We start from the raw sequence: 13,218 nt of genomic DNA on the forward strand, positions 1-13,218 counted from the left end.
TTGCCACCATGCCCAGCCTCAACGACCTTGTCGATCGTGTGGAACGCCTGCTTGTGCGCCATGAGGAGCTCACACGGACCAACACGCTGCTGGAACAGCAGGTCCAGGCCCTGACGGTGGAACGCGACAGCCTGCGCTCCCGCCTGGCAGCCGCACGGGCGCGTGTGGACGCGCTACTGGACCGTCTCCCCCTGGAATCCACGGACTCACAAAAGAGCGGCACATGAAGCAAATGGAAGTCACGATCATGGGCCAGAGCTACCTGCTGGGCTGCCCGGAAGGCGGCGAGGCAGCGCTGACCAAGGCCGTGGGGCGGGTGGACAAGGAAATGTGTGCCATCCGTGATTCCGGCAAGATCAAGGCGCGTGAACGCATCGCCGTGCTGGCGGCCCTCAACCTGGCGTTCTCGCTGACGGACACCGCCCATGGCGCCGACGGCGCAACAGCTGCATCACCGGCATCACCGGCATCAGCGGCATCAGCATCGGCCACGACGGCAGCGTCCACCGCCGGCCTGTCCTCCAACGGTGACATCAGCCCGGATCTCATACCTGAAATCGACACCTTGATGAAGCGGCTGGATGAAGCCCTTGCTCAAGATGGGCAACTGCTGTGAGGGCAGCCGCAGACGCGTAGAATGGTTTCTGTCCACCGCGTTCGCGTGAGTTTTATATTTCCTTGAACCGATGCTTTCGCGAGCAAGGGCTTGGAACATTGCAAGGCTGGTGTGAGCGTCTCGCGTCAGATGAACCCGAAGCTTTGCTGACCTCGCCCACCTGTACCCCTAGGGTTCAGGAATGCGACTCACGGTTCGCAGTGGACACCTTTGCGACCTCCCCATGACGCCCACCAGCGCCGCCCCAGGCCATACGGCCACCCCCTCCCCTGCCATCAGCGCGCCGTCTTCCGTCGTCCAATACTGGCTGATGAAGTCCGAGCCGGATGAGGCCTCCATCGACCATCTGGAAGCGGCCGGCACTCTGCCCTGGACCGGCGTGCGCAACTACCAGGCGCGCAACTTCATGCGAGATGCCATGCGTGTGGGGGATGGCGTGCTGTTCTATCACTCCTCCTGTCCGCAGCCGGGCATTGCCGGTTTTGCTGAAGTGTGCAGCGCGGCCTATACCGACGCGACGCAGTTCGATCCAGCCAGCCCGTATTACGACCCGAAATCGGTGAAGCAGTCACCGCGCTGGGTGCATGTGGATGTGCGCTTTGTCCGCAAGACGCGGCTGCTGCCACTGGCCGAGCTGAAGTCAGACCCGCTGCTGGCTGGCATGCGCACCCTGCAGCCGGGCAATCGGCTGTCGATCACGCCGGTGACGCCCGAAGAATGGGCACACCTTCAGCAGTTGCTGGCGTGAAGAGGGCCGGCGGGTGAGGCAGCCGGTTCATACACCGGCTCAGCCTCGTGTTCAACCGCCCAGCCCGAACGGAATCGACGCCAGCACCACTTGATTGCCGCCCCGGCGCTGCGCTTCCTTGACCGCCATTTCAGCGGCATGCAGCAACTCCTCCTGGCGGGAGGCAGTGTGCGGGAAACTGGCCACCCCCATCGATAGCGACAGCCCCAGGTCCTGCCCGTGCAGCACCACGATCTGGGCATGGCATTGCCGGCGCAACTGCTCCATGCGCGCATGGGCCGTCGCCAGCCCCACCCCGGACAACAGCACCGCAAACACGTCTTCACCGATGCGGCAGGCGGCGTCCATGGCACGGGTGTTGGCCCGCAGCATGCGGCCCAGGCCTTCCAGCAGACGCTGGCGGGCTTCCGCACTCAAAGGTTCGCCGTCGTCCGCCGGTTGCGCATCCAGGGCGATCAACACCAGTGTGAATTCACGGTGCTCACGGGTGGAGAGGTCAATCTCGCGCAGTAACTGGTCATCGAACTGCGCACGCATATAGAGCCCAGACACTTCATCCCGGCCACTGCCCTGCTGCAACTCGCGGCGCATCTGCTCCAGCGCCTTCTGCTGCTGCTCCAGTTGCTGCAAGGCCCGCTGAAGATGGGATTCACGATGACGCTCTTCGGTCTTGTCGCTCCACAAGGCCATGATGTGCTCGGCACCCAGCGGAATGCGGGTGACCATCACCTCGCGGCGGCGACCGCCCAGTTCGAGGCGATGCTCCGAACTCACCACGCCGCGCTGCGCCAGCGTGGCCTGCTCGGCGCGGCGCATGGCCTGCACCTCATCGGCGCGCATCAACTCGTTGTCGGTGGCCCCCACCACGCCCTGCTCCGGCCGATTGAACAGCTCGGACAACGCGGCACTGGCGAACACATAACGCCCCGTGGCCATGGATTTGATGGTCAGACAGGCGCCCGCAGGCTCCATCAGACTGAGCAAGCCAGCCGCCACAGGCGCTTGGGGCGCCCCGAGGGTGGCGAGCCAGGCGTCGAAGCTGGCAGGCACAGGGGACGCGGCGGCAGAAAATTCCATGAGACGGGCCGAGCCAGGATGGGCCTGGCGGTCGAATGGTGGATGAGTGAATGTAGATGGCCTGAACAAGCCGGGGCAAGAGCTGACGGCCGCTATTGGCTCCGGCTCCCCCTAAGCTTGGGGCTCCAAATCCTGGCGCGGCCACCCGGGGCGCACGATACCATCTCCCCCCAACGCACTTGTTCGCAGTTCGCCGTGAGCGATTTCCGGCGATCTTGCGACCACGTTTTCTGCCATTTGGTGGTCAGCCTGAAAAATTAAGGCTAGAATCCGCGTCTTTGCTGGCAAACCCTGCGCGTCGATTCGGAAGCGGAATCCGGATACTCCGCTTCGAGAGCCCGGCTGAAGGTGGATCAAAGCCTGCCGTAGCACATGCAAATCAAGTGCAAATGCAGATGTAACTGCAAGTGCATGTGTGTGTGTTCTACGTGGCCCCTCCCCTGCAGCAGCGATCCTTGCGAACACCGAGCGCTATTTGAAGGAATTCTTTTTTCATGACCACCATTCGCGTCAAAGAAAACGAGCCGTTCGACGTGGCCCTGCGCCGCTTCAAGCGCACCATTGAAAAGCTGGGCCTGCTCACCGAGCTGCGCGCCCGCGAGTTCTACGAAAAGCCGACCGCCGAGCGCAAGCGCAAGAAGGCCGCCGCGGTGAAGCGCCATTACAAGCGCGTGCGCAGCATGCAGCTGCCCAAGAAGCTGTACTGATGCCGCACCGCTGACGCTGCCCAGTGCCGTCAGCCGCGCCCCTCAGTCGCTCTTTTGCCGTGGAAGGCGTGGGAACATCGTCCTGACGAGGTTTCAGCGCCTGAACAGCACAGAAAGCCCGCGCAGGACGCTGCCGCGGGCTTTTTTGTTTCATGATTCCAACGGAAAGACGTCCAACGGAGAGTCAGCCATGAGCCTCAAAGAACAAATCACCGAAGACATGAAGACCGCCATGCGCGCCAAGGACAGCGAGCGCCTGGGCACCATCCGCATGCTGCTGGCAGCGGTCAAGCAAAAGGAAGTGGACGAGCGTGTGGTGGTGGACGATGCCACGCTGGTGGGCATCGTTGACAAGCTCATCAAGCAGCGCAAGGACGCCATCAGCCAGTTCAGCGCCGCAGGCCGCCAGGACCTGGCCGACAAGGAAACCGCTGAAGTGAAGGTGCTGGAGGCGTATTTGCCGCAGCGCCTGAGCCAGGAGGAAATCCAGGCCGCCGTGGCCGGCATCGTGGCCGAACTGGGCGCCAAAGGCCCGGGCGACATGGGCAAGGTGATGGGCGCGGTCAAGACTCAACTGGCAGGCAAGGCCGACATGGGTCTGGTCTCCGCAGCGGTCAAGGCGGCTTTGTCCAGCTGATTCACGGCTTTCACACCCTCTCAGGAGTCTTCATGGAACTGACCGTGCAACAACTGACGCAGGACTTCTGCGTTGCCCCGCAGATCACCCCGGAGGTGATGCCTGCACTGGCCCAGGCCGGCTTCAAGAGTGTGATCAACAACCGGCCGGACTTTGAGGGCGGCCCGGATCAGCCCACCAGCGCCCAGATGCAGGCGGCCGCCGAAGCGGCTGGCCTGGCTTATCGACATCTGCCGGTGCAAGGCGGCTACCAGAGCCCGGACGAAATCCAGGCCATGCGTCAGCTGATCAACGAGTTGCCCACCCCGGTGCTGGCCTTCTGCCGCTCCGGGGCTCGTTCCACCAAGCTGTTCGCTGCCGCTTCACAGCTCTAACCGCTGCGCCGGCAGGGGAGGACTTTCCCGGACCCGTCCCGGAAATCCTTCGCGCACCTCTGCACCCTGGCTACAGTCTCCACAGACCGCTTCGCGGTCCGGCAGGATCCCACCTTCGAGGATCCGCCTGGAGACTTGTCCCAGCCTTGATGAATGCCCTGCTTGCCTTCTCCCGAGGCATCGACCGACTGAACGACCGCTTCGCCACCGTGGGCGCCTGGGCCGTTCTGCTGTCGTGCCTCATCAGCGCCACCAATGCGGTGGTCCGTTACGGCCTGGACATCAGCTCCAACGCCTTTCTTGAAATCCAGTGGTATCTGTTTGCCGCCTGCGTCATGCTGGGAGCCGCCCAGGTGCTGCGGCTCAATGAGCATGTCCGGGTGGACCTGGTGTACAGCCGCATGTCCGGCCGCACCAAGGTGCTGGTGGACACCGTCGGCCTGCTGGTCTTCCTGCTGCCGGTGGTGATCTGGGCCGGCGGGTTGTCCTGGCAGTTCTTCCTGGTGAAGCTCACCACCGGCATGCGTCCGGAGGACAGCGTTCAGACCCTGGGCCTGATGGGATATGTCTGGAAGCTGCTGACCAGCGGTGAAGTCTCCGGCAACGCCGGTGGCCTGATCCGCTGGCCGGCAGCGGCCCTGCTGCCACTGGGCTTCCTGCTACTGGGCCTGCAGGGCGTCTCCGAACTCATCAAACGCGTGGCCTGGCTGGCGCATCGCCTCGAGATGGACACCCATTACGAGAGGCCGCTGCAATGATCGCCATGGAGCATTTCCCCCCGCTCATGTTCGCGGGGTTGATCCTGATCATGCTGATCGGTTTCCCGGTGGCCTTTTCTCTGGCGGCGCTGGGTCTGGCCTGCGGCGTGTATGCGGTCAGCCGGGGCTGGTTTCCACCGGAGTTTCTGTCGGCCCTGCCCCAGAATGTCTTTGGCATTTTGTCCAACGAGCTGCTGCTGGCCATTCCCTTCTTCACGCTGATGGGGGCCGTGCTCGAGAAATGCGGGTTGGCCGAAGACATGCTCGATGCCATGGGGCAGCTCTTCGGGCCGGTCCGTGGCGGGCTGGGGTATTCGGTGATCATCGTCGGCTTCATCCTGGGCGCCATCACCGGCACCGTGGCTGGCCAGGTGATTGCCATGGCCATGATCGCGCTCCCCGTGATGATGCGTTATGGCTACCACATGCGATATGCCACCGGCGTGCTGGCCGCCTCGGGCACCATCACCCAACTGGTGCCGCCATCGCTGGTGCTGGTGGTGCTGGCAGACCAACTGGGCCGCCCGGTGGGGGACATGTACAAGGGCGCCTGGGGGCCCTCCATCCTGCAGGTGCTGATCTTTGCGCTCTACACCTTTTTGCTAGCGCGTTTCAAGCCGCATCTGGTGCCGGGTGTGCCCAAAGAAGCGCGCACACTGCAAGGCTGGGCCCTGTGGCGCAAATGCCTTCGCGGCATCCTGCCGTCCGCCGTGCTGATTTTTGCGGTGCTGGGCTCCATGGGCGGCCTGCCGGGCATCAACCGGGCCATCTGCACGCCGACAGAAGCCGGCGCAATGGGCGCGGTGGGCGCTTTCCTGCTGGCGGCCCTGCACCGGCGTCTGAATTGGCCGCTGCTGCAAGGGGCTGTGATGGGCACCATGCGCATCACCGCCATGGTGGTGTTCATCCTGATCGGGTCACGCACCTTCTCGCTGGTATTCCAGGGGGTGGAGGGCGGGACATGGATTGAGCATCAGCTCTCACAGCTGCCGGGAGGCCAGATCGGCTTCCTGATTGCCGTCAATCTGTTCATTTTCTTCCTGGCGTTCTTCCTCGACTTCTTCGAGATCGCCTTCATCATCCTGCCGCTGCTGGCGCCTGTTGCCCACAAGATGGGCATCGACCTGGTGTGGTTCGGGGTGATGATCTGCGTGAACATGCAGACCAGCTTCATGCATCCGCCGTTTGGCTTTGCCTTGTTCTACCTGCGCGGCATTGCCGACACACTGTTCAAGACGGGCGCACTCCCCCGCAAGGTCGAGTCCAACGACATCTATCTGGGCTCGATTCCCTGGGTGCTGATGCAGTTGATTCTGGTGGCCGTGGTGATCTTTTTCCCGGTCACGGTGACCGCATTCCTCGACAAGGAGGAAGTTGCGGACATGGACAAGGCGACCGAGATGCTGCAGAACATCGACACCGGCGGGTCGGCGTCGGGCCCGGAGCAGGATGCGGCCACCTTGTTTGAACCGACAGCACCCGCGTCTGAGGCGTCGTCGGCGGCAGCAGCCTCGGGCCCGCCCGCCGGATCGGTGAAGTAGAAGACACCAATCGGCGCTCAAGAACGACCCAGAAGCGGCTCAGAAACGGCTCAGCGGCGACACCAACTGCCATGCCACGCAGGGTGTCGCTCACCGCTGTCCCCAAGGGATGGGCGCCGGGCGCCAGGGTGATCGGGTCCAGATGGGCATCACGCGGCATTGGATCGTTCATTGCCACCTCCTGGCCGCCCATCGCCCAAGCGCGCCCTGCCCTCTGCCAGATGGGCCAGCCGGATGGCCTGGCCCGGATGGCATACTGCCCAGCCGAACCTCCGCCCATGTTTTTGCGCCCCCTTTTTTCTGACTGCTGGCACCGCCGGATGGGAAATGCCGTCCGTCAAGCCACGATAAAGGCCGGGCGCCTCACGCTTGGGGCCCTGCTGCTGGCCACCGCTTCCGCCGGTTGGGCGGCCCGCGGACCAGCCATTGCATCGGCAACTGGATCGGCCAGTGCCTCCGGTAGTGCATCCGGCAGTGCATCGAACAGTGCATCCGGCAGTGCCCCCGCCACCGGTATCCGCGATTACGCATTCACCCCACTGGCGGTGAACGACGGCGCTCCCGCCGACATCTGGACCCTGGAGCAGAGCCCCAATGGCTTGCTCTGGCTGGGGACCGGCATGGGCCTGTTCCGCTTTGACGGGCTGCGCTTTTCTTCCTACCCGCTGCGCGAGGGCGAGCGCCTGCCCTCCACCAACATCAATGCCCTGAAGGTGATGCCCAATGGGGACATCTGGCTGGGTTTCTACGGCGGCGGCGCTGCACGCCTGAGTGACGGTCGGGTGCAGGCCTTCAGCGCCCGCGATGGCCTGCCCAATGGACGCATCCTGCACTTCGCACAGACCGGCGACGGCGTGCTCTGGGCCGCAGCGGGCACCGGCCTGGCCCGTCTGGTGGACGGCCACTGGAAGGTGGTTGGTGCCGATTGGGGCTTCCGTGACAGTGCGGTCGACTACGTGCATGTCGACCGGCGCGGCGTGCTCTGGGTCTGCAGCGCCAGTCGCCTGTTGTACCTGCTGCCCGGGGAACACCGCCTGCATGACTCCGGCCTGTCGATTTCCCGCAGTGCGGTGGTCGCGGAGGACCTCGACGGCCGCCTGTGGCTCAGTGAAGGCCTGCAGGGCACGCGCCCCTTGCCGGACCTGACCCGCAGCGCGGTTTCGGACTCCGGCCCATCAGCCTCAGCCTCAGCCTCAGCCTCAGCCTCAGCATCAGCATCAGCATCAGCATCAGCGCCAACGTCGGCCTCCGCAGCGCCCCCCATTCCTCCACCTTCGTCTGACCGCCCTCCCGCCTTCGCCACGGCGAAGCAGATGCTGTTCGCCCGCGATGGCTCCTTGTGGCTGACCGTAGCCGGCGCTGGTGTGTGGCGTGTGCCTTCCGCCGCCGACATCCCGACCGGTCGGCCGCTCCGTCCGGAGGACGGCCTGGAGCGCTTCGAGCGAGACCAGGGCCTCAGTTCCCCGGTCGTGGTGCCGGTGGTGGAAGATCGCGAAGGCACCGTCTGGGTCGGCAGCAACAATGGCCTGGCCAGCTTCCAGCGCACGCGCCTGCATGAGCTGGCGGATCTGGCTGGCTCCTCCCTGCGCGGTTTCGTGATGGTGCCGCACGGTGACGGTGTGCTGGCCGCCAACCTGCAGACCGCCGTCGAGGCGGATCCACCCGCGGCATTACGCACCTGGAACGGCCCGGTGCCCGCGCGGGATGCGCTCAAGGCCGCCGACGGCGCGCTCTGGTGGCTGGTGCAGAGACGACTGTTCCGTCGGGATGCCGTTTCCACGCGTGAAATCCCCCTGCCGCCGGCCTTTCGCACCTCCACCGTGCTCGCGGCTCTGCCGGACGGGCGGCAGGGTGTGTGGATCTCGGTGGAAGACCAGGGCATCTACCTGGCCACCCCGGAAGGCGTTCAGCTGGACCCTCGATTGCGAGAGCTGCGCCCGCCGCAGACCATGACCATCGGCCCCGATGGCGCGTTGTGGATGGGTCATGAAGACGAGGTGCTGCGCTGGAGTGACGATCAGTTCACCCGTTGGTCCTCTCAGGACGGCCTGTCCATCGGGCGGGCCACCGCCATCAGCGTCACCGACCGCCGACTGGTGGTGGCCGGAGAAAACGGTGTGGCCTTTTTTGATGGCCGGCGTTTCACCACCTTCAACCAGAACCAGGATGAGGTCTTCGGCCATGTCACCGGCATCGTGGAATCGCTCTCCGGAGATGTCTGGCTCAATGGCGGCCGTGGTGTGGTGCAGGTGCAGGCAGAGGAACTGCGTGACCTGTCCAGCCGTGCCCAGTCCAGCCCTGGCGCGCCGCTGAACTATCGTCTCTTCGACCGTCGCGATGGCCTGCCCGGCATTGCGCTGCAGGCCGTGATGGTGCCCACCGCCCTGCGTGACCGCCGGGGCCGCCTCTGGTTTGTCACCAATCGCGGTGTGGCCTGGCTCGATCCCGCCACCGTCCCCCGCAACAACCAGCCGCCCCTCACTGAGATCCATGCCCTGCGAAGCGGCGAGCGCCAGTTCCTGGCCGAGGCCGATGTCACCTTGCCGCCAGGCACCACCCACGTGACCTTGAGCTACACCGCCATCACGCTGGCGGCGGCGGACCGCGCGCGATTCCGTTATCGGCTCGACGGTGTGGACCGCGACTGGCACGATGCCGGCAAGGTCCGCGAAGCCACTTATGCCAACCTGGCGCCGGGCCGTTATCGCTTCCGCGTGATCGCAGCCAACGGCGATGGCGTCTGGGACACCCGTGGTGCGGTGCTGGACTTCCAGATTGCGCCCACCTGGACCCAGACCCGCACCTTCGCCCTCGGCTTGATGCTGACGCTGGCGTTGATGGTCTGGGGCGGCTACCGCATGCGCACCCGGGCCATTGCCCGCCAGGTGCAATGGCGGATGGAAGAACGGCTGCGTGAACGGGAGCGCATTGCCCGTGAATTGCACGACACGCTGCTGCAAGGGGTGCAGGGCCTGGTGCTGCAGTTCAACAGCGTCGCCCGCCGCGTTGAGCAACCCGAACTGCACAACAAGCTGGAGCGGGCGCTGGGCAATGCGGAGCGGCTGATCCTCGCGGCGCGGGACCGGGTCTCCGATCTGCGCACCCATTCCGGCCCGCTCAGCGAAGACCTGGCCACCGCCGTTGCGGCCCATGGCGACAGCCGGGTGGCGGCGCAGGTGGCCGTGCAGGGCTTCGAGCGCCCCTTGCGGCCCGCCGTGCATGACGAATTGCTGATGATCGGCCGTGAAGCCCTGAGCAATGCCATGCGACACGCCCAGGCGAGCCAGCTGGGCATCTGGCTGAGTTTTGACGACCGTCGACTCACGATGCGCATCGTTGATGACGGCCGAGGCGTCCCCAGCGAATACACCGGAGAAACCGGGCGCCCCGGGCATCACGGCATCAAGGGCATGTTTGAACGCGCCCGCCGCCTGCACAGCAGCCTGCGCATTCGCGGCTTGAGCGAAGGCGGGACGGAAGTGGAAGTGCGGGTGCCGGCGAGTCACGCCTATGCCCCCGCATCCGCTGATCGGAAGGGGCGACTCCGGCGCGCGATCCGATCCCGGCTGGGGCGCCTGCTCAGGTCCCTGCGGGGGTGGAGGCGTCAGCGCTAGAGGCAACGGTCACCGGTCAGCGGTAACGCTCAGGGTCCGGGGCATCGGTCGGCTGGGCGATGGCGCGGCGCAGGGCCGCATTCATCGGCAACTGCAGGTTCACGCCAGAGTTCGGCAGGGGCGATTCGAACCAGCGCTTGTAGATGGCGAAGATCTCGCCGCTGCGATAAAGATGGGCGATGGTTTCGTCCACCAAGGCCTTGAACGCGGGATCGCCCCGGCTCAAGCCAATGGCGTAGGGTTCCACCGTCAGGCCCCGGTCCGACACGACATAGTCCCGCGATGACACCGCCCCGCCTTGCTGAGCCAGCAAGCTGCGCAACAGCACGTCATCCATCAGGAAGGCCTCGGCGCGGCCACTGCGAAGCAGCTGGAACGCGTCCGGATCATCCAGGCCGGCCACGATGCGGATGCCCAACTGCTGCTGGTCGTTGATGGCGGCCAGATGCTGGATGCTGGTGGTGCCGATGGTGCTGACCACCGGGCGCCCGCGCAGTTCAGCCAGACTCTGCACCCGCTCGCCGTTGCGCGTCATCAGGCGGGTTTCGGCCACGAAGATGGTGAGGGAGAAGGCCTGCGTGCGGGCGCGTTCGGCGGTGTTGGTGGTGATGCCGCATTCCAGATCCAGCGTGCCGTTGGTGACCATCGGCAGCCGGGTGGCCGACCCCACCGCAACACGCCGCACCTCCAGGTCCGGCATCTTCAATCGGGTGCGCAATGCCTGGATGACGCGGTCGCACAGTTCCACCGTGTAGCCGATGGGCTTGAGCTGGGCATCCAGGTAAGAGAAGGGAAGCGACGCCGGGCGGTAGCCCATCACCACCACACCGGTTTCACGGATGCGGGCCAGCGTCGGGCCAGCCGGGATCAGCGGTGCCGATGCGGCCTTGGATGCGGACGCAGGGGCGGCGGTGCCTGGATGAACGCGGGGCGCGGCGCCAGCGGGCGAAGAGAGCTGGAGCGCGAGGATCAGCGGCAGGAGCCACCCTCGTGTCGCCCCGCCGCTGAGCCGGCCCCGGCAGGGGGCGGCGTCACGGCCCGCTGTCGCCATCCTGCTCACCCCGCGCCACGGCATCTTGCCGACGCAATTCCTTGAGCCGCTCGCCGATCTTGAGTTCCAGACCACGAGGCACCGGCTCATAAAAGCGCTGGTCTTCCAGGCCGTCCGGCAGGTACTGCTCCCCCGCCACATAGGCGCCGGGGAAATCATGCGCATACCGATAGGCCCTTCCATACCCCAACTCCTTCATCAGGCGCGTGGGCGCATTGCGCAGATGCACCGGCACCGGCCGGGAGCTGTCCTGCTTGATGAGCGCCTTGACCTGGTTGTAGGCGTTGTAGACCGCGTTGGACTTGGGCGCGATGGCGAGATACACGGCCGCCTCGGCCAGCGTCAGCTCCCCTTCCGGTGAACCCAGGCGTTCATAGGTTTCGGCGGCATCCAGGCAGATGCGCAGCGCCCGTGGATCGGCCAGACCGATGTCTTCGCTGGCCATGCGGATCAGGCGCCGGCTGATGTAGCGCGCATCCACGCCTCCGTCCAGCATGCGCACCATCCAGTAGAGCGCCGCATCCGGATTGGAGCCGCGCACCGACTTGTGCAGTGCGGAGATCACGTCATAGAACTGGTCTCCGCCCTTGTCGTAGCGACGCAGTTGTTCCCCCAGCGTGCGCTCCAGCAGCGCTTCGTCGATCTCGGTGGTGCCGGGCGGGGTGAGCTGGGCTGCGGTTTCCAGGGTGTTGAGCAGACGCCGCGCATCCCCATCGGCATAACCGACCAGGCGCTGCACGGCCGTCTCGGTCAGCGGCGGGCTGGCCAGCAACTCACCCCCCCGGCGCAGCAGTTCGCGCATGTCCTGCTCGTCCAGGGCCTTCAGCACATGCACGGTGGCGCGTGACAGCAGGGCCGAATTGACCTCGAACGACGGGTTCTCGGTGGTGGCGCCAATGAAGCTGAACAGCCCGGATTCGACATGCGGCAGGAAGGCATCCTGCTGCGCCTTGTTGAACCGGTGCACCTCGTCCACAAACACGATGGTGCGGCGCCCCTGGCCGGCGGCCGCCAGTGCGCGGTCGACCGCCTCGCGGATGTCCTTGACGCCCCCCAGCACCGCTGAAATCGCGATGAACTGGGCGTCGAAAAACTGGGCCATCAGCCGCGCCAGGGTGGTCTTGCCCACACCCGGCGGCCCCCAGAGGATCATGCTGTGCGGGCGGCCGCTTTCCAGGGCCACACGCAGCGGCATGCCCTCGCCCAGCAGATGCCGCTGGCCGACCACGTCTTCCAGCTTGCGGGGGCGCAGCCGCTCCGGCAACGGGGCATGGGCGCTGACCGGCGCCGGTGCGGCGGCAAGGCCGGGCACCGGATCGAATTCATCCGGAAAAAGAGAAGCGTTGCTCATGAGGAATCCGTCAGCGCAGCAGGCAGTGAGCAGCCAGCGGTGAGCAGCAGGCCCATCCGCCCATCAGCGCTGTTCCATCACATCGGTGCCGGCCGGCGGATCAAAACGGAAGCGGTCCACCGCAAGCTTGGCATTGACCTGCACCGAACTGAACTGCATCACCGACCGTTGCCCGAAAGCATCCACGATCTCCAGGCCCACGAGTTCACGGCCGCGAAAGCCCAGGCGCAGACTCTGCACCCCGCTGTCGCTGCGCTTGGGGGTGGCCAGCACCCATTCCACCCCCTGCTCCGCAGGCTGGGACTTGAGCGTGAAATCACGCGACAGGTCGCCCCCGGCCAGCAGCGCCACCGGTGTGGCACCCAGGGCCTGGTCCATGTTGCGCACGCTGGCCTGGGACAGGTCGGGGTCATACACCCAGACCTTTTTGCCGTCACCAATGATCAGTTGCTCGGCCGGCTTGTCATAGCTGAAGCGGAACTGGTTGGGGCGCTGAAACTCAAAGCTGCCGGTAGTGCTCTTCTTGCGCTTGCCATCCGGTGCGGTGACGGTCTGGGTGAAGATGGCCCGGCCACTTTTGACCTCGGTGACAAACTGCTGCAGCGCGGACACACCATCCGCCTGCGCCAGGCCGGCAAGGCCCAGCAGCGCTGCGCCGGCCAGGGTGCGCGTGCCCCGGCTCAGCACCTGATGAAAGCCCGACACACGAAAAAACCGGGGAGGACGAAAAAGGGGCATGGAATT

13 protein-coding genes and 1 other RNA gene are annotated in these 13,218 nt (G+C 65.5%); 10 read left to right on the forward strand and 4 right to left on the reverse strand.

Annotated features, from left to right (window positions below; translation table 11 throughout):
• Positions 1-8: 8 nt before the first annotated feature.
• The 4 genes from OU995_RS22040 to OU995_RS22055 all read left to right on the forward strand — a co-directional run bounded on the left by OU995_RS22040 (position 9) and on the right by OU995_RS22055 (position 1,364).
• Complete coding sequence (locus OU995_RS22040) at positions 9-227, forward strand: DUF904 domain-containing protein (RefSeq protein WP_267832278.1); 219 nt, start codon at positions 9-11, stop codon at positions 225-227.
• A complete protein-coding gene (locus OU995_RS22045) occupies positions 224-616 on the forward strand; it encodes a cell division protein ZapA (protein WP_267832279.1) in 393 nt (130 codons plus the stop codon). Before OU995_RS22040 ends, OU995_RS22045 begins: the two co-directional genes overlap by 4 nt.
• A 29-nt stretch (positions 617-645) precedes the next feature.
• Positions 646-824, forward strand: a non-coding RNA gene (gene ssrS / locus OU995_RS22050) — 6S RNA.
• A 102-nt stretch (positions 825-926) separates the two neighbouring features.
• Positions 927-1,364: an EVE domain-containing protein gene (locus tag OU995_RS22055; RefSeq protein ID WP_267836335.1), complete on the forward strand. Its 438-nt coding sequence runs from the start codon at positions 927-929 to the stop codon at positions 1,362-1,364.
• 51 nt (positions 1,365-1,415) lie between these two features.
• Here the strand turns inward: OU995_RS22055 and OU995_RS22060 are convergent, their stop codons facing one another.
• The gene (locus tag OU995_RS22060) at positions 1,416-2,441 is read right to left on the reverse strand and encodes a GGDEF domain-containing protein (RefSeq protein WP_267832280.1); all 1,026 of its coding nucleotides are present in this window, start codon (positions 2,439-2,441) and stop codon (positions 1,416-1,418) included.
• 494 nt (positions 2,442-2,935) lie between these two features.
• On the opposite strand from OU995_RS22060, the gene rpsU reads away from it, so the two are divergent.
• From rpsU to OU995_RS22090, 6 genes are all read left to right on the forward strand, one after another.
• Positions 2,936-3,148: a 30S ribosomal protein S21 gene (rpsU, locus tag OU995_RS22065; RefSeq protein ID WP_012346814.1), complete on the forward strand. Its 213-nt coding sequence runs from the start codon at positions 2,936-2,938 to the stop codon at positions 3,146-3,148.
• 190 nt (positions 3,149-3,338) lie between these two features.
• A complete protein-coding gene (locus OU995_RS22070; protein WP_267832281.1) occupies positions 3,339-3,785 on the forward strand; it encodes a GatB/YqeY domain-containing protein in 447 nt (148 codons plus the stop codon).
• A 32-nt stretch (positions 3,786-3,817) separates the two neighbouring features.
• Positions 3,818-4,159 carry a TIGR01244 family sulfur transferase gene (locus OU995_RS22075; RefSeq protein WP_267832282.1) on the forward strand — a complete coding sequence of 114 codons (342 nt, stop codon included), beginning with the start codon at positions 3,818-3,820 and terminating at the stop codon, positions 4,157-4,159.
• A gap of 149 nt (positions 4,160-4,308) precedes the next feature.
• Positions 4,309-4,917 (forward strand): TRAP transporter small permease subunit, encoded by a 609-nt coding sequence (locus tag OU995_RS22080; protein WP_267832283.1) that lies wholly within the window; start codon positions 4,309-4,311, stop codon positions 4,915-4,917.
• A complete protein-coding gene (locus OU995_RS22085) occupies positions 4,917-6,458 on the forward strand; it encodes a TRAP transporter large permease (RefSeq protein WP_267836336.1) in 1,542 nt (513 codons plus the stop codon). Before OU995_RS22080 ends, OU995_RS22085 begins: the two co-directional genes overlap by 1 nt.
• Positions 6,459-6,778: 320 nt before the next feature.
• Positions 6,779-10,072 (forward strand): ligand-binding sensor domain-containing protein, encoded by a 3,294-nt coding sequence (locus OU995_RS22090; RefSeq protein ID WP_267832284.1) that lies wholly within the window; start codon positions 6,779-6,781, stop codon positions 10,070-10,072.
• Positions 10,073-10,088: 16 nt separating this feature from the next.
• Here the strand turns inward: OU995_RS22090 and OU995_RS22095 are convergent, their stop codons facing one another.
• The 3 genes from OU995_RS22095 to lolA form a co-directional block, all read right to left on the reverse strand.
• Complete coding sequence (locus OU995_RS22095) at positions 10,089-11,123, reverse strand: amino acid ABC transporter substrate-binding protein (RefSeq protein WP_267832285.1); 1,035 nt, start codon at positions 11,121-11,123, stop codon at positions 10,089-10,091.
• On the reverse strand, positions 11,104-12,474 hold the full coding sequence (locus tag OU995_RS22100) for a replication-associated recombination protein A (protein ID WP_267832286.1): 1,371 nt from the start codon (positions 12,472-12,474) through the stop codon (positions 11,104-11,106). The genes OU995_RS22095 and OU995_RS22100 overlap by 20 nt, the downstream gene beginning before the upstream one ends.
• A gap of 63 nt (positions 12,475-12,537) precedes the next feature.
• Positions 12,538-13,212 carry an outer membrane lipoprotein chaperone LolA gene (gene lolA / locus OU995_RS22105; RefSeq protein ID WP_267832287.1) on the reverse strand — a complete coding sequence of 225 codons (675 nt, stop codon included), beginning with the start codon at positions 13,210-13,212 and terminating at the stop codon, positions 12,538-12,540.
• Positions 13,213-13,218: the final 6 nt, after the last annotated feature.

The organism is Roseateles sp. SL47 (genome assembly GCF_026625885.1).
Taxonomy (GTDB): Bacteria; Pseudomonadota; Gammaproteobacteria; order Burkholderiales; family Burkholderiaceae_C; genus Roseateles.

Coding starts and splice junctions, on each gene's coding strand:
- OU995_RS22100 (WP_267832286.1), bottom strand. CDS start 12,474: ATGAGCAACGCTTCTCTTTTTCCGGATGAATTCGATCCGGTGCCCGGC.
- OU995_RS22070 (WP_267832281.1), top strand. CDS start 3,339: ATGAGCCTCAAAGAACAAATCACCGAAGACATGAAGACCGCCATGCGC.
- rpsU (WP_012346814.1), top strand. CDS start 2,936: ATGACCACCATTCGCGTCAAAGAAAACGAGCCGTTCGACGTGGCCCTG.
- OU995_RS22040 (WP_267832278.1), top strand. CDS start 9: ATGCCCAGCCTCAACGACCTTGTCGATCGTGTGGAACGCCTGCTTGTG.
- OU995_RS22060 (WP_267832280.1), bottom strand. CDS start 2,441: ATGGAATTTTCTGCCGCCGCGTCCCCTGTGCCTGCCAGCTTCGACGCC.
- OU995_RS22090 (WP_267832284.1), top strand. CDS start 6,779: ATGGGAAATGCCGTCCGTCAAGCCACGATAAAGGCCGGGCGCCTCACG.
- OU995_RS22055 (WP_267836335.1), top strand. CDS start 927: ATGAAGTCCGAGCCGGATGAGGCCTCCATCGACCATCTGGAAGCGGCC.
- OU995_RS22080 (WP_267832283.1), top strand. CDS start 4,309: ATGAATGCCCTGCTTGCCTTCTCCCGAGGCATCGACCGACTGAACGAC.
- OU995_RS22095 (WP_267832285.1), bottom strand. CDS start 11,123: ATGGCGACAGCGGGCCGTGACGCCGCCCCCTGCCGGGGCCGGCTCAGC.
- OU995_RS22045 (WP_267832279.1), top strand. CDS start 224: ATGAAGCAAATGGAAGTCACGATCATGGGCCAGAGCTACCTGCTGGGC.
- lolA (WP_267832287.1), bottom strand. CDS start 13,212: ATGCCCCTTTTTCGTCCTCCCCGGTTTTTTCGTGTGTCGGGCTTTCAT.
- OU995_RS22075 (WP_267832282.1), top strand. CDS start 3,818: ATGGAACTGACCGTGCAACAACTGACGCAGGACTTCTGCGTTGCCCCG.